This window comes from Sphingomonas sp. FG14 (genome assembly GCF_057809675.1).
Genome location: NZ_JBMDKK010000009.1, coordinates 78,571 through 100,369 on the forward strand (window position 1 = coordinate 78,571; position 21,799 = coordinate 100,369).

A 21,799-nucleotide genomic window follows, 5' to 3' on the forward strand; every position below is an offset into this window, starting at 1 on the left:
CGTGTCGGGCCGTCCAAGCGGCGGCCCGGCATGCCCACCCTTCACCAGAGCGGATCGGCGTAGAGATCCGCGAGATAATCGGTCAGCGCCCGCACATGCGCGGGGACAAAGGGCGAGGCTGGGTAGACCGCGAAGATCCCGAGATCCGCGACTCCGCCATAATCTGGCAGCACGCGAACGAGCCGTCCATCCTTCAGTTCTCCGCTGACGTCCCATAGCGACCTGAGCGCGATGCCGATGCCCGCCACCGCAAGCTCGCGCACCACCTCGCTCGAATTGGTACGGACGGTGCTCACCCCCTCGACAGTGATGGTCCTGCCGCCGCGCGCCAGGATCCAGGGCCATTGCCCCTCGGCTGCCAGCAGCCGATGCCCCTTGAGCACCTCGATCGTTTCGGGCGTACCGTTGCGCGCCAGATAGTCGGGCGCCGCGCACAGGATGCGCTCGCTGGTCGCGAGCTTGCTGCCGTCCAGCCCCAGGCCCTTCGCCTGGGCGATGCGGATCGCCATGTCGATCCGTCCGGCGACCATGTCGACGAAACTGTCGGTCAGGTCGAGGGTGAGCTGGATGTGCGGATAGCTGCGCAGAAAGCCGGCGAGATGCGGCGCGACATGCATGCGCCCGAAGCTGGTCGGCGCGGTGACGACGAGCGAGCCCCTTGGCTCCGCCGCGCCGATCAGCCGCGCCTCCGCCTTTTCGAGCGCGGACAGCAAGTCCACCACGTCGCGGTGGAATTGCTCCCCCAGCGGCGTCAATTCCATCGTCCGCGTCGTCCGGTGGAGCAGCCGCGTGCCCAGGCGCAGCTCCAGCCGCGCAATCCGCTTCGACACCATCGCCGGCGAAATGCCCAGCGCACGCGCGGCCGCGGAGAGGCTGCCGGAAGCGACGACGGTGGCGAACAGCGCGTGATCGGCGTCCATCATCTTTTCCCTGAGAGATAAACTGTCTCTCTTTTTTATACTCTACCGGCGCATATGGCTATCGCCTATCTGAATCCTGACTATCATCAGGGAGACGGCAGATGGCCGACATGATCGACAAGGCAGGCATCCGGATCGCGGACGAACTGGTCCGTTTCATCGAGGATCAGGTCCTGCCCGGCACCGGCCTCGATCCCGAAGCCTTCTGGTCCGGCTTCTCCGCGGTGTTCGCGCGTTTCGCGCCCGAGAATGCCGCTCTGCTCGCGAAGCGCGACGCGCTCCAGGCGCAGATCGACCAATGGCATGAGGCCCGTCCGGGCCAGGCCGTCGACGGGCCGGCCTATGCCGGATTCCTCCGCTCGATCGGTTATCTGGTCGACGAGCCCTCGCCCTTCGCGATCACGTCCGAAAATGTCGACGCCGAACTCGCGACACTCGCCGGCCCGCAGCTCGTGGTGCCCGTGCTCAACGCCCGCTTCCTGCTCAACGCGGCGAATGCGCGTTGGGGCAGTCTCTACGACGCGCTCTACGGCACCGATGCCCTGCCCGGCACAGCCTCCGTCCCCGGCTATGATCCCGCCCGCGGCGCGCAAGTGATCGCATGGACCAAGGCGTTCCTCGACCGGGCCGTGCCGCTCGCCAGCGGAAGCTGGGCCGACTGGGCTGGAGGCACGCCGGATCTCGCCGACCGCGCCCAGTTCGCCGGCACGCGCGGAGACAATCTGCTTCTCGTCCATAACGGGCTGCACATCGAACTGGTGATCGATCGCAACCACCCGATCGGCCGGACCGATCCGGCCGGCCTTGCCGATGTGGTGCTCGAATCCGCGCTCTCGACCATCGTCGATCTCGAGGATTCTGTCGCTGCGGTCGACGCGGCCGACAAGGTCGCCGCCTATGCCAACTGGCTCGGCCTGATGAAGGGCGATCTGACCGCCAGTTTCGACAAGGGCGGCCGCAGCATGACGCGCGCGCTGAACGACGACCGCGAGCATGTCGCGCCGGACGGCGCCACCGTCACCCTGCCGGGCCGCAGCCTGCTGTTCGTGCGCAATGTCGGCCATCTGATGACGACGCCGGCCGTGCTGCTGGCGGACGGGAGCGAGGCGCCTGAAGGCATATTGGACGGCATCGTGACCAGCCTGATCGCGATGCACGACCTGAAGCGCACCGGCCGTTTCGTGAACAGCCGCGCCGGATCGATCTATATCGTCAAGCCCAAGATGCACGGTCCGGAAGAGGCCGGCTTCACCAACCGGCTGTTCGACGCGATCGAGGATCTGCTGGGGCTGGCCCGGCACACGGTGAAGGTCGGGGTGATGGACGAGGAGCGCCGCACCTCCGCGAACCTCGCCGCCTGCATCCATGCGGTGAAGGATCGCATCGTCTTCATCAACACCGGTTTCCTCGACCGCACCGGCGACGAGATCCACACCTCGATGAAGGCCGGCGCGATGATCCGAAAGGGCGACATGAAGTCGTCGGACTGGATCGCGGCCTATGAGAATCGCAACGTCCAGATCGGGCTCGCGTGCGGACTTTCGGGCAAGGCGCAGATCGGCAAGGGCATGTGGGCGGCGCCCGATCGCATGGCGGACATGCTCGAACAGAAGATCGGGCACCCCCGGACCGGCGCGAACACCGCCTGGGTTCCCTCCCCCACCGCCGCCACGCTGCACGCGACGCATTATCACGAAGTCGACGTGTTCGCCCGGCAGGACGAACGCCGGGCGGAACCTGTCGCGGGACTGGACATTTTGCTCACCGTCCCGCTCGCCGCCGGCCGGAACTGGACGGCGGAGGAAATCCGCGACGAGCTCGACAACAACGTCCAGGGGTTGCTGGGCTATGTCGTGCGCTGGATCGACCAAGGGATCGGCTGCTCCAAGGTGCCAGATATCCACGATGTCGGGCTGATGGAGGATCGCGCGACGCTGCGCATCTCGTCGCAGCACATCGCCAACTGGCTGCTGCATGGCGTGTGTTCAACCGGGGATGTCGACGCGGCCTTCGCGCGCATGGCGGCCAAGGTGGATTCGCAGAATGCGGAAGACCCCGCCTATCGCCCGCTCGTCACTTCGGGCGCGCCGGGCATCGCGCTCCAGGCGGCCCGCGCGCTCGTCTTCGAAGGCACCGCGCAGCCCAATGGCTATACCGAGCCGCTGCTCCACCGCTACCGCCTGCTCGCGAAGCAGGGTCAGGCATAAAGCCTCACGTGCAAAAAACCTCTCCTCCCCATCAAAGATGGGGAGGGGGACCGCCGACCATAGGTCGGTGGTGGAGGGGAAATCCGGTGCCGAAACCGCGCAGCTATTCAAGCGGAGTCGTCTCGACAATTCTGTCGAATGCGGTGCGGGTCGATACATCGATTTCCCCTCCACCACGCCGCTTCGCGTCGCGGTCCCCCTCCCCACGCTGCGCGTAGGGAGGAGACGCCACCTACCGCTTCGCCGGCACCGTCGGCAGCGCGAAGACCACATAGGAATTCCGCCCCTTGGGCCCGCGCGACGGGCCGATCGGGCTCATCCCGCTCGGGAAATAATAGGCGACCGGCACCGCGATATATTGCCGGCCCCGCACCGCGTAGATCGCGGGCACGCCCTGCGGGATCGACGGCAGCTCGTGCTCCCACAGCAGCTTGCCGGTATCCCGGTCATAGGCGTGGATCTTGCGATCATCGGAAGAGGTCGCGATGATCAACCCGCCCTCTGTGACGATCAGCCCGCCCTTGGAACGCGACACGCCGGTCTGCGCGACCGGATAGCCCGGCACACCGCCCAGCGGCACCTGCCAGATGATCTTGCCCTCGTTCAGGTCATAGGCGGTGATCGTCGTCCATGGCGGCTTGATCGCGGGCAGGAAGGTCTTGGCCGAAACCATGAAGCCATAGCTGGAATACCAGCGGCCCTTGCCGGCATTGCTGAGGTCCGGCCCCGAGGCGCCATGCGCCTGTGCATCGACCGGCAACCCGCGCGACACCGCCGGCATCACCGGCTGCTGGGTTTCGGAGGGATCGTCGAGAAAGGCGATAACGGCGTCGATATCGGCCTGTTCGAGACTGCCGGCGAAGGCGGGCATGGTGTTGCGTCCGCCCATGATCGTCTTCGCGGCCTCGGTCGAGCCCAGCCGCGCGACGACGCCTTGGAGCGCGGGGATCGCGGGCTGGCCCTGCATCTTGTCGCCATGGCAGATCGCGCAATTATTCTTGTAGACCGCGCGGCCGCGATCCTTGGGCGTGGCATAGCCGCCCGCCGGCTGGCCATCCATCTTCTCCAGCTTCATCATCGTCGGCAGGTCGAAAGACGAGACGTAGAAGCGACCCGATCCGGGCTCGCCCGCCACCATGCCCCAGTTCACGCCACCATGATTGCCCGGCATCTGAACGGTGTCGCGCAGCCCCGGCGGCGTGAACAGCCCGTCGTTGCGCGCGGCGCGCACCTGGGACGCGAAAGCGCGCCGCTCCTCTTCGGGGAGATTGGGATCGATGTCCGCCTCGGTGAAGCGCAGCCGGGCGAAAGGCGGCAGCGATGAAAAAGGCTGGGTTGGGGAGGCGATGTCGTCCTCCATCTCGCTTTTTGGAACAGGACGTTCCTCGATCGGGAAGACCGGCTTTCCGGTCGCGCGGTCGAAGACGAACACCATCCCCTGCTTCGTCGCCTGCACGACCGCGTCGATCATCCTGCCGTCGCGGCGCACCTGCATCAGCACCGGGCTGCTGGTGACGTCATAATCCCACAGGTCATGGTGAACGAGCTGATAGTGCCAGACGAGCTTGCCCGTCCTGATATCCAGCGCGATCAGCGAGTTGGCGTAGAGATTGTCGCCTTTCCGGTCGCCGCCCCAGAAATCATAGGTGGAGGAACCCAGCCCGAGATAGGCGATGCCCAATGCCTCGTCGATGGCCATGCCGCCCCAGTTGTTGACGCCGCCCATCGTCTGCCAGGCATCCTTGGGCCAGCTATCATAGCCGGGCTCGCCGGGGTGCGGGATGGTATGGAACTGCCAGACGAGCTTGCCGGTGCGGACATTATAGGCGCGGATATCGCCGGGCGGCGATCCATAGCCCTCGCCGGTGTTCGATCCCATGATGATGATGTCGCCCACCACCTTGCCGCCGGCGATGGGCGCGATGCTGCCGATCCTGGCGGGATTGCGGCCAAGCCCCAGGCGCAAGTCGACCGCGCCGTCCACGCCGAAATCGGTGATCGGCCCGCCCGTCCTCGCATCGACCGCGCGCAGAGCCTGATTCTTGCAGAACAACAGCCGGCTTTCCCTGCCGTCCGCGCTGCGCCAGTAGGAAAGCCCGCGGGTGCGGTCAATCGCGCCCTCCGCCACCCAGATTTCCCTGCCCGTCTCCGGATCGAGCGCCACCAGCGTATCGGCGTTGCGGACGATATACATGATCCCGTCGGCGATGAGCGGCGCCGCGACCGTGGTGGGATCGCCGACATCATATTCCCAGACGATGCCGAGCTGGCTGACATTGGTTCTGTCGATCTGGACCAGCGGCGAATATTGGTTCGATCCGAGATTGCCGCCGAAATGCGCCCATTCGGCGGTTTCCAGCCCCGCCGGCACTGGCCGGATCGCAGATGTCGATGCCGTCTGGCAACCGGCCAATATGGTCGCGAGACCGAGAAACGCGAGGGGGCGGCGAGCCATGGACAACTCCGGCATGAACACGGGCAGGAACGGGAGGACATTGGGCACCGGACCGAAGGGGATCGGCCCGGTGCCCGACTGCGGGGTCAGAAGCTGGCGCGCCCCCGCAGACCGAAATAGCGCGTGTTTGTGCGGTCCATCACGCGATTGAGGAAGCCGGTCGCCGGCGTGTAGCCCAGCGCCGAGATGGTGTAGGTCTGCGCCCTGGTCTTGAAGAGGTTCGAGGCGAACACCTCCAGCGTATAATTGTCGGACCGCAGCCCGACATTCAGATCCACGAACGCCTTGGACTTGATGTAGGAGGTCGGCAGGCGCAGCAGATCGAAGCGCTGCTTGCTGGCATATTTGAGCAGCGGCGCAACGAACAGCTTCAGATCGCCGTCGCCGACCGGCACCGAATAATCGAGCCCGGCGGTGAAGCGGAGCTTCGGCGCGTTGTTCAGCGTCTCGCCCGACATGTCGCCCTGGGTATTGCCAGTGGGCGTGATCGCGCAGGCGACCGTGCCGACCGGCGCCGCCGTCGCCACCGCGCCGGTGTAACAAGGCGCATTGGGGAAATCGAGGATCTTGGCGTCGGTATAGGCGAGGTTCAGCGTCGTCCGCAGTTCCTCGATGAAATGCGTATCGAGGCTGAGTTCGACGCCCCGCGTGCGTACGCGTCCAACCGGCTGCGTCTTCACGACGGGCGGCAGGTTCGGCGTCGCGTTGGGGACGTTGGTATAGGCCTGGTAATTGGCGTAGCGCCCCTGGAACGCAGCGATGTTCAGCGTCACGCGACGATCGAGGAACTGCGATTTCAGGCCGAACTCGATGTTCTTCACCGTTTCCTGCGGCAGCGTCTGGAGCGAGGTCACGATCGCGGTGGTATTGTCCTCCGCGTCATAGACCGGCCCCTGTTTCGCCTGGGCATAGGTAGCGTAGACCATCACGTCGGGCGTGATGTGATATTGCGCCCCGAAGTCGAAATTGACGAAGCTCGCGTCGTCCTTGCCCTTGCTCAGCACCGTGGCGATCGCGGGGAAATTGGCGACGGTGCCGTTCGAAAGCGCCTTTTGCGCCGCCGGCATACCATTGAACAGCCAGCTATATTTCACCTTGTCGTGCTCGAAACGGATGCCGCCCTGGATGGTGAGCTGATCGGTCACCGCATAATCGGCATGGGCATAGGCCGCGATGGTTTCGGTCCAGAAGGTGCGATACCAGTCGACCGGCAGCCAGTAGCGCTGATAGTTGAAGCGCTGCTTGAGGTCGCTGTAGAAAACCCCCGCGACATAGTGGAACGGTCCACTCGATGGTGAGGAGACGCGGAATTCCTGCGTCAGATAGTCCGTCGCGTTGAGCAGGTTGTTATACCCCTGCCATTCCGGCCGGGCGTTGAAATCGGCGAGCGGCAGGGTGAAGCCGAGAAAATCGCCGCGGATCGGGCTGTTTTCCTTGAGATAGGACGTGATCGAGGTGAGCGTGACGCCGCCCGAGCTTTCCCATTCGCCACGCAGCACGCCGCCCCAGGTCTGGCTATGCGCGGTGCCGTTGTTGGGCGACGCGTAATATTTGTTGTCCGGACCGATCGACACGCCGGGCTGAAGCTGGGCGAGGCTGCGGCGATTGATGTCGGCCGCGAAGAATATGGTCGGGTTGGCATAGGCGTGGATATATTCGTTACCGCCGAGCGACGCGTTGCCCGGTGTCGCGGACACGCCGGTCGGCGCGGCGCCGACGCCATTGCGATGGGCGTATTGGTAGAAGAAGGTGCCGGTGATCGTCAGGTCCTCGGTGGGCCGGAACTGGATCTTGTTGCGCGTGCCATAGACGTAGGAATTGGCCCATTTATCGAGGGTGATGTTCTTGTAGAGCCCCCGAAAACCGTCATAATATTGCGAGATGCTGATGCTGATCTTGTCGCTGATCGGCCCGGAGACGAAGCCAGACGCCTGGAACTGATGATCGGTCGTGCCCAGGACATTGATGAAGCCGGTCCATTCACTCGTCGGCGCTGAGGTCACGATATTGATCAGGCCGCCGGTGGCGTTGCGCCCCGCCAGCGTGCCCTGCGGTCCGGGCAGCACTTCGACCTGTGCGATGTCCTGAAGATTGTTGGCGATATTGGCGCGCGAGGGCTGCGGCACGTCGTCCACCACGATGCCGACCTTGCTCTGCGCGCCGATGGTGGGCGCGCCGGTGCCGACGCCGCGCATCGTCAGCGTCTGACCGACGCCCGACACGGTCGGCACGATCTTAGAGAGGTCCGCGATATTGGTGATATTCTGCTGCACAAGCGCGTCGTTGGTGACGACCTGAACCGATTTCGGAACGTCCTGGACATTCTCGCTGCGCTTGTTCGCGGTGATGACGATCTCACCCTCGCCTGCGGGATTTTCCCCCTGGGCGCCGGTGGTCTGCGCCTGCGCGCCGGAGGCGGCAAGCGCTGCGATCGAAACCCCGATCAGGCCGAGGCGATGGCGATAGTTCATGGAAATCTCCCTCTTGATCGTTCTGTCGTTGCGTCCTTGATGCTGTGCTTCCTGCCGCCTCGATCCCCTCGCTAGGGTCGGGTCAGCGCGGCGGCGATGGTCGTGACCAGCGATTTCACCGCGACCAGCGGGTCCGGAAAATCGCTCTCGGTGTAGAGTTCGACCGAATAGATGCCGCCATATCCCGAGCGTTCGGTGGCGAGCACGATCGGGCGGATCGGATATTCGACATGCCGGCCCGCCGCGTCGAAATGCAGCCCCTTGGCCGAGACCAGCGACAGATAAGGGAACATCCGGCTGAAGTCCGCGATGCGTCGGCGCGGGTCGGGCGCGTCCGAATTGCCCCAGTCGAGCAGTCCACCGACATTCTCATGCTTCACCAGCGACAGCAGCTTCGCGACATTGGCGATGTGCTTCGAATGGCCCAGATGGTTCTCGATCAGCAGCTTCACGCCGATCGTGCGGCCATAGTCGCCGAGCAGCCGGATCGTGGGGGCGAGAGCGACCGGATCGAAGGGATCGGTCGGATTTCCGGAATCGATATTGGCGCGCATCATCGGGGCGCCGATCAGCGCGGCGCGTTGCATCCAGTCCTTCACGAACGTGATCGACCGTTCGCGCACTGCATCGTCCTTGCTCGACAGATCGTAATCGCCGTCGAGCTGAAGATTGAAGATGCGGCACCCCGCCCGCTCGGCCGCGGCGCGCAGGCTGCGGCAATAAGCGGGGCTGTCGTCGGCGAACTGGAAGTTCCACACCTCGATATTGGTGAGCCCGAAGGTGTCGCGGATGAAGCCCGGCGCCTCCAGCATCGGCAGTGACGGGGACACCAGCGGGATCGGCTGGTTCGGATTGGTGGGAATGCGGTCACGCAGGCAGACGGTGGTCATGCCGATGCGCCGGAGCTGCCAGGGCTCGAGCGCCGGCCCTTCCACCGCGAGAGCGGGCGCGCCGCCACAAGCGGCGACGATCGCGCCTCCGGCCATGGTTCGCACAAAGTCTCGGCGATGCATCAGTTGCTCCTTTTCAAGGCACAAGCGTCCACATCGGCGGAATCGCGTCCGCCGCTGTTCTTCGGATCGGTTCAAACTCAGGGTGTCGGCCGAGGACTTTTCGTCATGTTCGGACCGACCCCTTACTCAACTCAACTTCGACTGCTGATCACGATTGATGATGGCGAAGGTGGCGATGCCGCCGACAAGCACGATGGGCAGGACCCCGAGCAGCACGCCCGCGCTTCCTCCACCGGCCGCCATCAGGAAACCCGCGAAGATCGGGCCGACGACGGAGCCGAAGCGCCCCACCGCCATCGCCGCGCCAACGCCGGTACCGCGCGCCTCGGTCGGATAAAGTCGGGGCGCCAGACCGTAGATGATGCCCTGCACGCCCATGCTGCCCAGGCCGACGAGCACGCCGGCGGCCAGCATGAAGCCAAGCTGCGCGGGAGCATCCGCGATGATGGCAAGCGCGAGCGCAAGCCCGGCGAAGGCGGCGGCGACCACCAGACGTGGCCGGAAGGCGACCATGGCGCGACCGGCAAATACGCTGCCGGTCGCGCCCGCCACATTGAAGAGGATCTGGACGATGCCGGCGCCCGCCTTGTCAATGCCGCGAGTCACGAGCAGCGTGGGCAACCAGTTCAGCAACAGGCCATGCACGCCGAGCGCGCAGAAGAAACCGAGCCACAGCAGCAGCGTGTTGTTGAGATTTGTCCGCCCGAACAGCGCCGCGAGCGGCGTCGCGCGCGCTTCGGGGCTGCGCGGAGCCGGCCGATCATGGGGCAATACCCAATAAAGCAGCGGCGCCACGAACAAGGGCGCGATGCCGCCGATGATGAAGATGATCTGCCAGCCGCCATGCGCGCCGAGCGTGGAGACGAGCGACGCCACGGCGCCGCCCGCCGGCAGCCCGGCATAAAGCGCCGCGACGGCGGCGGCGATCCGGCCAGGCCGCGCATTCTCGGCCACGATCGCGATCAGGCTGGGAAAAGCCCCGCCGATGCCCAAGCCGGTCATGAAGCGCATGACGAACAGGCCGGTGAAGCCGTCCGCGAAGGCGGTTCCCAGCGAGAACAGGCCGAACAGCAGCAGCGCGGGAATCAGCGTGGCCTTGCGTCCGAAACGGTCGGCCATGCGGCCGCCGATCACCGCGCCGGCGATGAGGCCGAGCGTGGCGGAACTGAAGAAGAGTCCCATCTCGGCAGGCCCCAGGCCCAGCGCGGGCGCGAGGCGCGGTGCGACGACGCCAGCGGCCTGGATGTCGAACCCCTCGATGATCGCGACGAGGAAGCACAGCGCCATCGTCGCGCGGAACGGGGTTTCCACAGGCGGGATCACACTGGATGCGGATGCCGCCATATCGGCGTTGCTCATGGCCTCCGCTCCCCCGATCCAGCCATCCGGGCCAAATGATGCTCCGTCCAGCCAGCGACACCGATCAGATGATCATCGCTGCCGGCCGGGCCGACGAGTTGCACTCCGATCGGAAGCCCTTGCGCGCCCGATCCGATCGGCAGGGCAACGCTCGGACCGCGCAACAGCGTCCATAACCGGCTCATCACCGGATCGCCGGTTCCGTCGACCGCTGGAGGCGCCTCACCCAGCGCGGATGGCGCGATCCACGCGTCATAGCCTGCGAAAAGACGGTCGAACTCAACACGGGCCCAGGCGCATTTGGCCTGCGCCATGTCATAATCCCGCTTCGAGACGGCCTCCCCGGTCTCACAAAGCTGGGTGAAGGCGGGGCTCAAGGCCGACGCGTGCGCCTGCCGCTCGAACGCGTAATTGCGCGCCGCTTCGAAGGCCATGACGGTCTTGTGGAGTTCGGCCAACGGCGCGAAACCTTCCGGCAGGACGATCTCGTCAACTGCCGCCCCGGCATCGGCGAGGCCGACGACCGCCGCCTCGACCAGCGCGTCCATCCCCGCTTCCATCTGCGCCCAATGGTTGGTGCGGACGAAACCGATGCGCGGAGGTCTCGCGATCGGGATCGGCGCGGCTACGGAGCGCCCGAGCAGCACATCGCGCAGCATCGCCACATCCGCCACGGCGCGGGTGAGCACCCCCAGGCTGTCGAAGGATTCGGCAAGCGGCCGGATTCCCGAAAGGCTGAATTCGCCATGGCTGCCCTTGTAGCCGACCACGCCGCAAAAGGCGGCGGGGCGCGTGAGCGATGCCGCGGTCTGCGATCCGAAGGCGGCGGGCACCATATTGTCCGCGACCGCGGCGGCGGATCCGCTCGATGATCCGCCGGGCGTGCGATCCGGATCGTGCGGATTGCGCGTCTTGCCCGCCGCGAAATAGGCGAATTCGGTGGTCACCGTCTTGCCCATCACGATCGCGCCCGCGCGGCGGCACAAGGTGACGCAACCGGCGTCCCAGGCCGGGCGACGATCGCGATAAGGATCAAAGCCAAGCCCGGTGGGCATATCGTGCGTGTCGATGATGTCCTTCACGGCGATCGGCACGCCGTGGAGCGGCCCCCGTGCCGGCGCGCGATCGGCCGCGCGCGCGGCGGCGAGAGCACCCCCGGCATCGAGCCATTGCCACGCGCCGACCTGTCCCTCCCGCTCGCCGATCCGTTCGAGGCATGCGCTGACCACCGCTTCCGACGAGAGATCGCCGCCGCGGATGCGGCCGGCGATCTCGGTCAGGGTCAGCGTTTCGAACATGGTCTAGCGAACGAGCTTCTGGTCTGCCGGGATGACGTCGCCATTCTCGACCATCGGTTCGCCATCGAGATAGAGGCTCGCGCCCTTCATGACGATATCCAGGTGCGCCGGCGTGTTGCGGCTGCCGCCGACATCGGTGTTGGGGCCGGTCGACCACAGCACATTGCCGTAGAAGGCGCGGCCGTCCTGCCCGATGGCGGACTCACGGTTGATCAGGCTGATATTGTTCCACAGCGCCATCTCGTCCAGGCCCCAGCCGATATGCGCCATGGCATAGGCGTCTGGATCGTTCCAGGCCGCCAGGAAATGGCTGAGATGTTCGGCGTCGAAACCGCCGGAAATATCGGTGATGAAGCCCTTCTCCACGGTGATGCGGATCTCGCCGCGCACGAATTCCTTGAAGGGATAGATGATGTCCCCCTCGCGCAGCACGATCGTGCCCTCGCTCTGCCCTTCATTGGGCCAGGTATAGGCGAAGGCGCCGGGGAAATGGTCCCAACGGCCGGGTATGTCGGTATAGCCATATTGCAGGATCGGCGTGTGCGAATATTGGCCGAGCTGATAGGTCAGGTCGGTGCCCGCCGGGCTCGTGATCCGCAGCGTCTTCGCCGCGGCGATCTTGCGGCCGGCCGCCTCCACGCGCGGGCGGGCATCGGGACGCGCGATCATGCGCGCCAATATATCGGCCGGCTCGACGACCATCAGCACCCGCGTGCCGGCCTTCTGGATCTCGATCTGCTCGGGCGAATGCAGCAGCCCGACAAGATCGATCAATATGTCTGTACCCTTCAGGATCTCGACGCCCGACCTATGCCCGGTGAGCGGCGTGATCCCCCATAATGCGCCCTGCGCCGTGGTCGGCGTCGCGCCCGCGCTCTTCATCGGTTGCGGCAGATGCAGGTGGAACACCTCCGCGCCCAGCCGCTGCCCCGCCGCCACGAACGCCTCGGCATAGAAAGGCCGCGTGCCGGGGCCGCTGAGCACCGCCATCACCTCGCCGGGGCCGACCTTGCAAAGCTCAAGCTCGCGTTGAAACAAATCCAGCAGGTCAAGCGCGCTCATTCGTGACTCCTTCGATCATCATCTGCTTCACGCGGCCAGCAGCGCGCGCGCATGTTCCCGCAGGAACGCCGCGTCGGCCGGATTGCGTTGGGGATTGCCGGCGACATGCCCCCATTTGCTTGGGATCGGCACAAGCGCCGCTTGCGCGAGATGCGGGATCTCCAGCGCATTGTCGGCAACGCGGAAATACAGGTCGGTCTGCCCCGGCATCAGCAGCACCCGCGCCTTGATAGCGCCGAGCGCGGCGGCAAGATCGCCGCGATACAGATCATTGTCGCTGATATCGGCGTGATACCAGGTCATCAGATGGGCATGGAGGTCTGAACCGTGGCGGGCGGCGAAGCGGCCGTCCCAGTTCTGCGCCAGATAATCCTCCAGCGCCTCGACCTGGAAAGCGTCGCGATACAGCGCCTCGCGATAAAAACCCTGGCTCATCGCCCAGCCTGCATAAACCCGGCCAAAAGCGCGCAGCGCCTCGTGCGGCTTCGAATGAAAACGGCCCTCGCCCTTATATTGCGGCGCCGCCTGGAGCAGCGCCATCAGCCCGGCGAGGAAGACCTGATTGTGCGGCGCGGTACGCGCACTGCCGCAATTGACGACGATCCGTTCGACCATGTCGGGATAAAGTGCGGCCCAGTGATAGGCCTGCTGCGCGCCCATCGACCAGCCATACACGCAGGCAAGTCGCGAGACGCCGAACAGATCGGCGAGCAACCGCTGCTGCGCGCGAACATTGTCCGCCATCGAAAGCAGCATCGGATAGGACGCATTGTTCGACGGGCTCGACGACAGGCCGTTGCCGAACATGTCCACCATCACGACGAACCAGCGGGTAGGATCGAGCACGCCATCCGGGCCGATCAGCCATTCCACATCGGTGTGATGAACGCCGAAGCTGGTAGGATAGAGGATCACATTGTCGCGTGCGGGCGAAAGCGTGCCGTGCGCCTTCCAGCTCAATTGCGCCGCCTGGAGCACGCCGCCCTTCTGCAGCGGCAGATCGCCCAGCTCATAGCTGCCCTGCTGCGTTTCCCAACTCATCCGCGCGCAAACCTCCACTGATAGCCAGCGTTTTATGAGACACATATGATCTAGTTCAACTACTAATGTAGCTTGTTGGAAACATTTATAGCGGATAAGAGAATAGGTATCGAGGATCGAGCGGTGCTGTCTGGCCGCCCGAAAAACGGAGAATGCGAATGGAAGTGATCGTTGCGGGCGCGGGCTTGGGCGGCTTGGTGGCGGCGAACAAGCTGCACCGCCTTGGCCACGACGTGACGGTTATCGACGCCGCTCCGATGCTGCTGCCGCTGGGTGTCGGGATCAACATGCTGCCGCACGGGGCGGGCATCCTCTACGAACTGGGGCTGGAGGACGCGCTCAACCGGACGGGCATCCAGACCAGCGCCGTCGAGTATCGCACCGAATTCGGCCAGGTGATTCTCCGCGACCCGCGCGGACGCAACGCCGGTGACCCCTTCCCTCAATATTCGATCCATCGCGGCCATCTGCACAAGGTTCTGCTCGAGGCGGCGACCGCAGCTCTGCCGGCGGGGAGCATCATGACCGGCCACCGGATCGAGGGCTTCACCCAAACCGCCGATCGCGTTTCCGCCCAGCTCCGGCGGACGGACGGCACCGCCGCGACGCTGGAGGCGGACCTGCTGATCGGCGCCGACGGCGTGCATTCCGCGCTTTGCAAGCAGATGCACCCCGATGCCGCGCTCACCTTCTCCGGCACGATGATGTGGCGCGGGGCGGTGGAGCGCGAACCCTATATGGACGGGCGGACCATGGTGATCGCCGGCCATCACGACGCCAAGATGGTGATCTATCCAATCTCGGAGGAGGCGCGGCTTCGCGGCCGATCGCTGATCAACCTCACCGCCGAGATCCATATCGGCACCAGCGCCACCTATCCGAAGGAAGACTGGAACCGGCCCGCGCATGTCAGCGAGTTCATCCACGCCTTCGAACATATGAAGTTCGACTTTCTCGATATCCCGGCCGCGCTGCGCGAGATCGAGGACGTGTTCGTCTATCCGATGGTCGATCGCGACCCCCTGCCCTTCTGGAGCCAGGGGCGGGTGACGCTGATGGGCGACAGTGCCCATCCCATGTATCCGATCGGCGCGAACGGCGCCTCGCAGGCGTTTCTCGATGCCGATGCGCTCGACAAGGCGCTCAGGGAGCATGCCGATCCGGTGGAAGCGCTCCAGGCCTATGAGCGGCAGCGGTTGCCGGCCGCCGCCGCCGTGGTCGCCGCAAACCGCGCCAAGGGACCGGAAGCCGTGCTCCAGCTCGCACGCGAGCGCGTCACCGGCCCCGACGACGACATCAGCGCGCTGATCTCGCGGGAAGAGATCGACGCCATCACGCGGAGCTATCAGAAAGTGGCCGGCTTCGATCCGGAGAGCCTGCAGGCGAAACAATCCGAGATCGCCCGGAAGGGCGGAACAACCCGGCTACCAGTATAGCGATTGAGATGCTAGGCAGCGCATATCGGGCTTCGGCCCCGCAGCTGTGCAGAGCGCAAGGCGAGAACGACTTTGGTGAAACAGGGCAAGTTCCCATCGGAGGAGATGGGTCAGAATAGCGACGAGCCGGGCGGCCCCCATATTCCAAGGCCCGGTTCCCCCACCGAGTTCAAACTTGGCGAGCGGGTGCGCGCACTTCGCGCGGCGAAGAGTTTTACGTTGAACGAAGTCGCCGAGCGCGCTGGATTGGCGCGATCGACGCTGTCGAAGATCGAGAACGACCACACCTCCCCAACCTTCGAAGTGTTGCAGAAACTCGCCTTCGGCCTGGGCGTGGCGATTGACGAGTTGCTCTCATCCCCCGCGGCGCTGGCGCCGATCGGTCGCTGGAGCATGACGCGCAACGGCCAGGGCCAAATTCGTGACACCGGCCCCTATACCAGCGAATTCCTCTGCGCGGGCCTGACGCAGAAGAGCGTGCTGCCGTCGAAGGCGCGCGTGCATGCCCGATCGCTGACCGAATTCAAGGATTGGGTGCGCCATGAAGGCGACGATTTCCTGCTGGTGATCGAGGGCGAGATCGAACTGCACACCGAATTCTACCAGCCGCAGCGCATGCAGGCTGGCGACAGCGCCTATTTCGACGCGCGTATGGGCCATCTCTGCATTTCGGTGAGCGAGGAGGACGCGCTTGTCCTCTGGGTGGGCACCAATCTCAACGAAGTCCAGGTCGGCTAGGGCCTCCCAAGCCGGTTGTTGAACAGGAACGTCCCTTTGCGGGCCGATGTCAGCACGTCGGGGCGTCCGTCGCCATCGACATCCCCCACCGCGATCTGCGTGCCCACGCCCGACCGATTGTCGATCAGGTGCGGAATCCAGCGGACCGTTCCACCGGCACGGCTGAGCTCGAACCAGTAGAGCACCGGCGGATCGTCGACTTCGCTCTCCTGCGGCTGGGGACCGTGCGACCACCAGCGCTTGCCGGTGACGATATCCGGCAGGCCGTCGCCGTTCATGTCCGCGAAGCCCAGCGCATGCAGTTCGGTGAAGGCCACCGATGTGTCGGTTTCCGCCCAGTCGCCGCGTGCGGCGGGATCGCTTTCCGGGCTGCCCATGATCAGATGCCTCTCCCATCCGATCGCCCCGGCTGCATCGCGGCGCTGCCGATACCAGGCGAGGCCGGGGCCGTGCGCCACCAGACTGGTGACGACATCCGCCAGCCCATCTCCATCGACATCCTGGATCGACATCTGCGCGCCGCCGCAGATAAAGCCGCAGACGGGATCATCGGCGCGGAAGAGCTGCTTATGATAGGTCCATAGCCCGGTGACGCCCGGCTCGGGCTGCCGCCACCACCCTTCGCCATTGACGATATCCAGCCGGCCATCGCCATCGATATCCCCCACCCCGCTGCCATGGCCGCGCCAGGTGGCCTTTTCGGAGATCGGCGTGAAGATCCACGGCCGGGTGACATCGGCGGGATCGGGGCGCAGGATGCCCACTTTCGCATCATCCCAGCTTGCAAGGCCGGCACGGCGCATGACCAGTTCAAGCCGGCCGTCGCCGTCGATATCGACCAGGTCCTCCTGCTCGTCCGCGACGATAGAGGCGATCTCGTAATTGTCCCAGCTCCGGCTTTCGGCGCCAGGATTGATGAAGAGATGCGCCGAAAAAGTGGGTTTGCCGCCCAGGCCCAGGATCGCGAGGATATCGGGCCAGCCATCGCCATCGAAATCGTGAACCCATGACTGGAAGGCGTTGCTGTAGCTGCCGTGCGAAACCGCGGGCACCCGCGCACCCGCTTCGAAGGCCGCCGCGGACGACATGCCCATGCCGGGGATCGACGGCCCGTCGAGCTGGCCACCCTGCGGCCCCGCGATATTGGCGGTTTCCGGTGGATAGATTTCGCGTGCGATCGCGAAGTCGGGTCCGAGATAATAAAAGGGGCCGGCGACCAGATCGACATGACCGTCGCGATTGATGTCCCCGATCGCGGCCCCTTCCGAATAATAGGCGTCGCTCAACTGGCGACGTTCAAAGCTGGGGTCAGTATGAGCCGAAGCGAAACCGGCGGGACGCTCCATCAGATCGAGCACGCGCAGATCGCGAAGCTGGATCGGTCCCGTTCCGGCGACGCGCAAACCGATCCGGCCGAACAGCGGCGCGCGATCCATCCGCGCGGCGGCGAGCCGGCGGCCGTTGATCGAAGCCGTGATCGCATCGCCGCGCATGACGATCTCGATCTGATTCCAGCCGTCACGATCGAGCGCAATCGACACCGGGCCGGCAGGGCGCGCCAGCGGAGCGCCGCCATGCCCGTCCCTGATACCCGCACAGGCGAGCGGCCTGCACGGGCCGACATCGATCTTGCCGGGCGGAAGCGCCCTTGGCGGCGCGGGCATCGCCGTCGCACCGGTCAGCGCACCGGTGCGCTGATCAATGCTGACCCGATACAGCTTGCCAAGATCCGGCCCCGACAACGGAATATAGATGGCGCTGAGCCCGGCGGAGGCCGAGGTCGCGCGGACCAGGATGCCGGCGGTGCAATCGGCGCAGCGGAATGCCGCACGGATCATGAAATCCTGATAGCCGCGATCGGCCATCACGACGCTCTCGCCGCCCCGACGCGCGCGGCCATCAAGATCGCCGGCCACGACACGCCATCCGTCAGGCCCGATCTTTCGCCATCCTTCCAGATCAGCCGCCGCCGGACGGACCCAGCGCATCTCGGCCCACGCCGGACGCGCCGCGCCGGCAAGGACGAACAGGGCCAGGGCGGCTGCCAGCCATGGTCGCCACCACGCCGGCATCGATCCCCTGAACGTCACCATGGTTCACTCCCCGATGCAGAACAGTCCGGACGGCGATGTCTTCGCTTCGCGAATATCACGGAGAGGCACGATTGACTATAATTAAATGATCATATAAATAATTTGACGCGACCGATCGATCCGACGGCCGACATTCCATCGACAACAGGGACATTCGCAGGTGCATGTAGCAATCGTCGGCGCGGGAATCGGTGGTCTGGCGACCGCAGCCGCGCTGCTTCGCCAAGGCTTCGAGGTTTCCGTCTACGAACAGGCGGACAGGCTGGGCGAAGTCGGCGCCGGCATCCAGATGACCCCCAACGCGACCAAGGTGCTGCGCGCGCTGGGGCTGGAGGACGAACTGGCGCGGCGCGGCTTCAAGCCGGACGCGATCTTCGGGCTCGACTGGAAGTCCGGCAAGGAGGCGTTTCGCACCCCCCTCGCCGGCCATTGCGACCGGATCTATGGCGCCGACTATTATCACGTCCATCGCGCCGACCTGCATGATCTGTTGCGCGGTCTCGTGCCGCCCGAACATATCCATCTCGCGCATCGATGCGCCCGGATCGAGCAGGACGCGGATGGCGCGACCATCCATTTCGAGAATGGCGCCAGCGCGACGGCCGATCTGGTGATCGGCGCCGACGGCATCCGCTCTGCGGTCCGCTCGCAATTCTTCGCGGGGGCGGAGCCGAGCTATACCGGCAATATGTGCTGGCGCGCCGTCGTGCCGCTCGATCCGCCGGATTTCGATCTGGTATTGCCGGGATCGACGATGTGGTTCGGCCCTCGCGGCCATGTCGTGACCTATTATGTGCGCGGCGGCAAAGCCGTGAATGTCGTCGCCATCCACGAGACCGACGCCTGGGAGGAAGAATCCTGGACCACCCCGAGTTCGCCCGCCGAGTTGGGGGAAGCCTATGCACTTTGGCACCCGCGCGTCCGCGAACTGCTCTCACGCACCGACAGCGTATTCAAATGGGGCCTGTTCGATCGCGATCCGATGCAGGGCTGGACCGTCGGGCGCGTGACCCTGCTCGGCGATGCCGCCCACCCCATGCTGCCCTTCCTGTCACAAGGCGCGGCCATGGCGATCGAGGACGGCAATGTCCTCGCGCGCGCGCTCACCGAAGTGCCTGGCGATCTTGCCGCGAAGCTCGCCGCCTATGAGGCGGATCGTCGTCCCCGCACCGCCCGGGTGCAGCTCGGCGCCCGCGCGCGCGGTCACAGCTATCACCAGTCGTCATGGCTGGGCCGCAAGCTCCGCGACCTCATCCACCGGCTGCGCGCGCTGCGCGATCCGCACGCGTCGGGCTTGCAGGCCGATTGGATCTACGCCTACGACGCCACCACGGTCCCGCTCGGCACGAAACCTGTTGGTGCGTGAGGCGGGAGGAGCGAGAATCGATGGCGACCAAGCCGAACACGCCGCCCGTCGGCGCACGCAAGAAGAGAGCCACCCCGGGGCGCCCCGAAGGCCCGAGCACCGTCCGCACGGAAATCCTGGATGCGGCGGAGGAGAAGTTCGCCGAATATGGTTTCGCCGGCACGTCGCTGCGCGACATCAGTGAACAGGCGGGCGTGACGCAGGCGCTGGTGAATTATTATTTCGGTTCGAAACACAGCCTGTTCGTGGAGGTCTATCTGCGGCGGGGTCGCGTGGTCGCCGATCGGCGCATGGCGAACCTGGCGGCGCTGCGCGAGCGCGCGGATGCGTTCGGCGTCGCCGATATCCTCCACGACTATCTCGCGCCGGGCTTCGAGCTGCGCGGATCGCCCGGCGGCCGCGCCTTCCTGCGACTTCAGGCACGGCTGCATACCGAGCCGATGGTCTATGCCTATGACATTCGCCGGCAGACCTATGACGAATCCACGCGCGCCTATGCGACACTGCTGGGCGAGCATCTGCCGCATTTGTCCGAACGGACGATCTACTGGCGGCTGGTGCAGACCATCGGCGCCTATCTCTACCTGATCTCGGACGCGCACCGGATCCAGGAACTGACAGCCGGCGCGGTGCAGGTCCGCGATGATGCGGAGACGCTCCGCCAACTCGTCGCCTTCGTCGCCGGCGGCTTCACCGCCCCTGAGAGCTGATCTTATCGTCCCATGAAGAGCGAGGCCACCGACTGTTCCTGCAAGCTGGCGACGCCGTCCTTGTTGACGTCCGCCATGTCGAACAGCTGGAGCGGTCGGACCTGCGCCTCTTCGGGCGTGACATGGCCATCGCCATTCGTGTCCGCCCGCTCGAACCAGCGGCGGCCGATATAGCCCAGCCCGGCACCAGCCCTGTCGCCCTGCGCCGCGCGATAGGCCTCGTACTCCGCCAGATCGACGCGCCCGTCGTGATTGCTGTCCATCTGCGCGAACTGCCGCTTCACGAAAACAACAACCTCGGGTCGCTTGATCGGCCGCTCACCCAGCGCGATCGACGATTGGGCGGCCGCCGGCGAGACGAGCGCGGCCTGGGCACCGAAGCCAAGCAACATGGCAACCATGATCCGGATCATGCGTCATTCCTTCGTAAAGCCGAACATTCGCCGCGTGCGGCTGTCGGCAGCGTGAATGACATTCCGGGCGAGCCGGCATCGATCATGCTCGCCACAAGCGAAAGGCCCGGTAACGGTTGCGGACCGGAGCGAGGCACGATATCCACACCGGCAAGCCGGAAGCGACAGGATCGCACGCCACCGGCCAGACAGAGGAAATCGCAAGACCATGGGCGCGTATTTCGCCTTCGAGCGCGGTGCGCTCGATCCATCGGATATCGACCGGCTGAATGCCGAGATCTGGGCCGATCTGGCGTTCGACGACGCCGCGAAGGCCGCGCTGCGGCGCGACGGCCTTGCGCTCGACGGGCTCCGTATCGGTGGCCCGAACCCCTTTCGTGTCCAGGGCGACGAGGCGCAGGTGACGATCGAAGCGGGCGACGGCCCGGTCGCCGATGCGCTGATCGATCTGTGGCGCGTCCATTTCCTCCGCCGCATCCGCGAGCGCGGGGCGGGCTGAACGACGCCGGGCCGGCACGACGGTCCATGATCGAAGCGCCGTCGATTCAAGGCCGCACCGCTATCGCACCCGCCTTTTTCCGGGCGTCCCAACAGCAGCGGGACAAAAGAAGCGACCCGCGAAGTCGGGACTTCGCGGGTCGACGTCGCTAGGCCAAGGGAAGCCTAGAAACGAACTTTGCGCAGGTTTGAGGATCTCGGCCGATCGATATCTTCATCGGATTGCTGCGTGCTTGACCCGCATGTCTGCGGGCCGCTGGTTTCTGCGGAATGACAGATTCTTGCAGTATGTTTCAGCCGCCCGCGCCGGGCGACACTGGCCAGCGCGCTGCAACTCCAACCACACCCGAGGCGATCGCGGCATCACGCGCCCGACTTGTGACCAGCCATGCTGAAATTTCCGAGCAACATTTGCTGCCGATGGACGAATTCGGGATGCGCCGGATCGCTCAGGCTGTCCTCGAACGGACTGACGAGGGATGATTTGATGCGCGCGACCGCAACACCGGCGGCGCGGGAATCGGGCTGGCGACGGTGCGCACGATCGCGCGCGGGCATGGCGGCGACGCCACGCTCAGGAACGATCCGGCGGGCGGGCTGGTCGCTCAGGTGACGCTCCCGATCTGAACGGCGCGGCTGCCGGAACAAAAGGAACTCGCAGACCCCTTGACCTTCCCATGATGGGAAGCCCCATCTTGATGGGGAAGCAGATCGAGGAG

At 65.4% G+C, this 21,799-nt stretch carries 16 protein-coding genes and 1 pseudogene; 7 read left to right on the forward strand and 10 right to left on the reverse strand.

The window, feature by feature from the left end:
• Window positions 1-41 precede the first annotated feature (41 nt).
• Entirely contained in the window at window positions 42-920 is an 879-nt protein-coding gene (locus ACODTA_RS20685; protein ID WP_489068132.1) for a LysR family transcriptional regulator, read from the reverse strand.
• A gap of 101 nt (window positions 921-1,021) precedes the next feature.
• Between ACODTA_RS20685 and ACODTA_RS20690 the strand changes: the two genes are divergently transcribed.
• The gene (locus ACODTA_RS20690; RefSeq protein WP_489068134.1) at window positions 1,022-3,127 is read left to right on the forward strand and encodes a malate synthase G; all 2,106 of its coding nucleotides are present in this window, start codon (window positions 1,022-1,024) and stop codon (window positions 3,125-3,127) included.
• Window positions 3,128-3,359: 232 nt separating this feature from the next.
• On the opposite strand, the gene ACODTA_RS20695 is transcribed toward ACODTA_RS20690, so the two are convergent.
• The 7 genes from ACODTA_RS20695 to ACODTA_RS20725 all read right to left on the reverse strand — a co-directional run bounded on the left by ACODTA_RS20695 (window position 3,360) and on the right by ACODTA_RS20725 (window position 13,826).
• On the reverse strand, window positions 3,360-5,582 hold the full coding sequence (locus ACODTA_RS20695) for an outer membrane protein assembly factor BamB family protein (protein ID WP_489068136.1): 2,223 nt from the start codon (window positions 5,580-5,582) through the stop codon (window positions 3,360-3,362).
• A gap of 86 nt (window positions 5,583-5,668) precedes the next feature.
• Complete coding sequence (locus ACODTA_RS20700) at window positions 5,669-8,053, reverse strand: TonB-dependent receptor (RefSeq protein WP_489068138.1); 2,385 nt, start codon at window positions 8,051-8,053, stop codon at window positions 5,669-5,671.
• Window positions 8,054-8,124: 71 nt separating this feature from the next.
• Window positions 8,125-9,066, reverse strand: a complete 942-nt coding sequence (locus tag ACODTA_RS20705; protein ID WP_489068140.1) for a sugar phosphate isomerase/epimerase family protein — start codon at window positions 9,064-9,066, stop codon at window positions 8,125-8,127.
• 126 nt (window positions 9,067-9,192) lie between these two features.
• On the reverse strand, window positions 9,193-10,425 hold the full coding sequence (gene mhpT, locus ACODTA_RS20710) for a 3-(3-hydroxy-phenyl)propionate transporter MhpT (protein ID WP_489068142.1): 1,233 nt from the start codon (window positions 10,423-10,425) through the stop codon (window positions 9,193-9,195).
• A complete protein-coding gene (locus ACODTA_RS20715; protein ID WP_489068144.1) occupies window positions 10,422-11,723 on the reverse strand; it encodes an amidase in 1,302 nt (433 codons plus the stop codon). The genes mhpT and ACODTA_RS20715 overlap by 4 nt, the downstream gene beginning before the upstream one ends.
• A gap of 3 nt (window positions 11,724-11,726) precedes the next feature.
• Entirely contained in the window at window positions 11,727-12,785 is a 1,059-nt protein-coding gene (locus tag ACODTA_RS20720; protein WP_489068146.1) for a 2,5-dihydroxypyridine 5,6-dioxygenase NicX family protein, read from the reverse strand.
• Between the two features lie 27 nt (window positions 12,786-12,812).
• Window positions 12,813-13,826 carry an alpha/beta fold hydrolase gene (locus tag ACODTA_RS20725; protein ID WP_489068148.1) on the reverse strand — a complete coding sequence of 338 codons (1,014 nt, stop codon included), beginning with the start codon at window positions 13,824-13,826 and terminating at the stop codon, window positions 12,813-12,815.
• 158 nt (window positions 13,827-13,984) lie between these two features.
• On the opposite strand from ACODTA_RS20725, the gene ACODTA_RS20730 reads away from it, so the two are divergent.
• The gene (locus tag ACODTA_RS20730) at window positions 13,985-15,262 is read left to right on the forward strand and encodes a flavin-dependent oxidoreductase (RefSeq protein WP_489068150.1); all 1,278 of its coding nucleotides are present in this window, start codon (window positions 13,985-13,987) and stop codon (window positions 15,260-15,262) included.
• Window positions 15,263-15,367: 105 nt separating this feature from the next.
• Window positions 15,368-16,000 (forward strand): helix-turn-helix domain-containing protein, encoded by a 633-nt coding sequence (locus tag ACODTA_RS20735; protein ID WP_489068152.1) that lies wholly within the window; start codon window positions 15,368-15,370, stop codon window positions 15,998-16,000.
• On the opposite strand, the gene ACODTA_RS20740 is transcribed toward ACODTA_RS20735, so the two are convergent.
• The gene (locus tag ACODTA_RS20740; protein ID WP_489068154.1) at window positions 15,997-18,093 is read right to left on the reverse strand and encodes an FG-GAP-like repeat-containing protein; all 2,097 of its coding nucleotides are present in this window, start codon (window positions 18,091-18,093) and stop codon (window positions 15,997-15,999) included. The genes ACODTA_RS20735 and ACODTA_RS20740 overlap by 4 nt on opposite strands.
• Window positions 18,094-18,253: 160 nt before the next feature.
• On the opposite strand from ACODTA_RS20740, the gene ACODTA_RS20745 reads away from it, so the two are divergent.
• Together ACODTA_RS20745 and ACODTA_RS20750 are read left to right on the forward strand one after the other, a co-directional pair.
• Window positions 18,254-19,459: an FAD-dependent monooxygenase gene (locus ACODTA_RS20745; RefSeq protein ID WP_489068156.1), complete on the forward strand. Its 1,206-nt coding sequence runs from the start codon at window positions 18,254-18,256 to the stop codon at window positions 19,457-19,459.
• Between the two features lie 20 nt (window positions 19,460-19,479).
• Complete coding sequence (locus ACODTA_RS20750) at window positions 19,480-20,169, forward strand: TetR/AcrR family transcriptional regulator (RefSeq protein WP_489068158.1); 690 nt, start codon at window positions 19,480-19,482, stop codon at window positions 20,167-20,169.
• Window positions 20,170-20,171: 2 nt separating this feature from the next.
• Here ACODTA_RS20750 and ACODTA_RS20755 read toward each other — a convergent pair whose 3' ends face one another.
• Window positions 20,172-20,582, reverse strand: coding sequence for an EF-hand domain-containing protein (locus tag ACODTA_RS20755; RefSeq protein WP_489068160.1), 411 nt, complete (start codon window positions 20,580-20,582; stop codon window positions 20,172-20,174).
• Window positions 20,583-20,790: 208 nt separating this feature from the next.
• Between ACODTA_RS20755 and ACODTA_RS20760 the strand changes: the two genes are divergently transcribed.
• Window positions 20,791-21,081, forward strand: a complete 291-nt coding sequence (locus ACODTA_RS20760; RefSeq protein WP_489068162.1) for a hypothetical protein — start codon at window positions 20,791-20,793, stop codon at window positions 21,079-21,081.
• A 500-nt stretch (window positions 21,082-21,581) separates the two neighbouring features.
• Window positions 21,582-21,707, forward strand: a pseudogene (locus tag ACODTA_RS20765) (ATP-binding protein); the annotation flags it as partial.
• Window positions 21,708-21,799 lie beyond the last annotated feature (92 nt).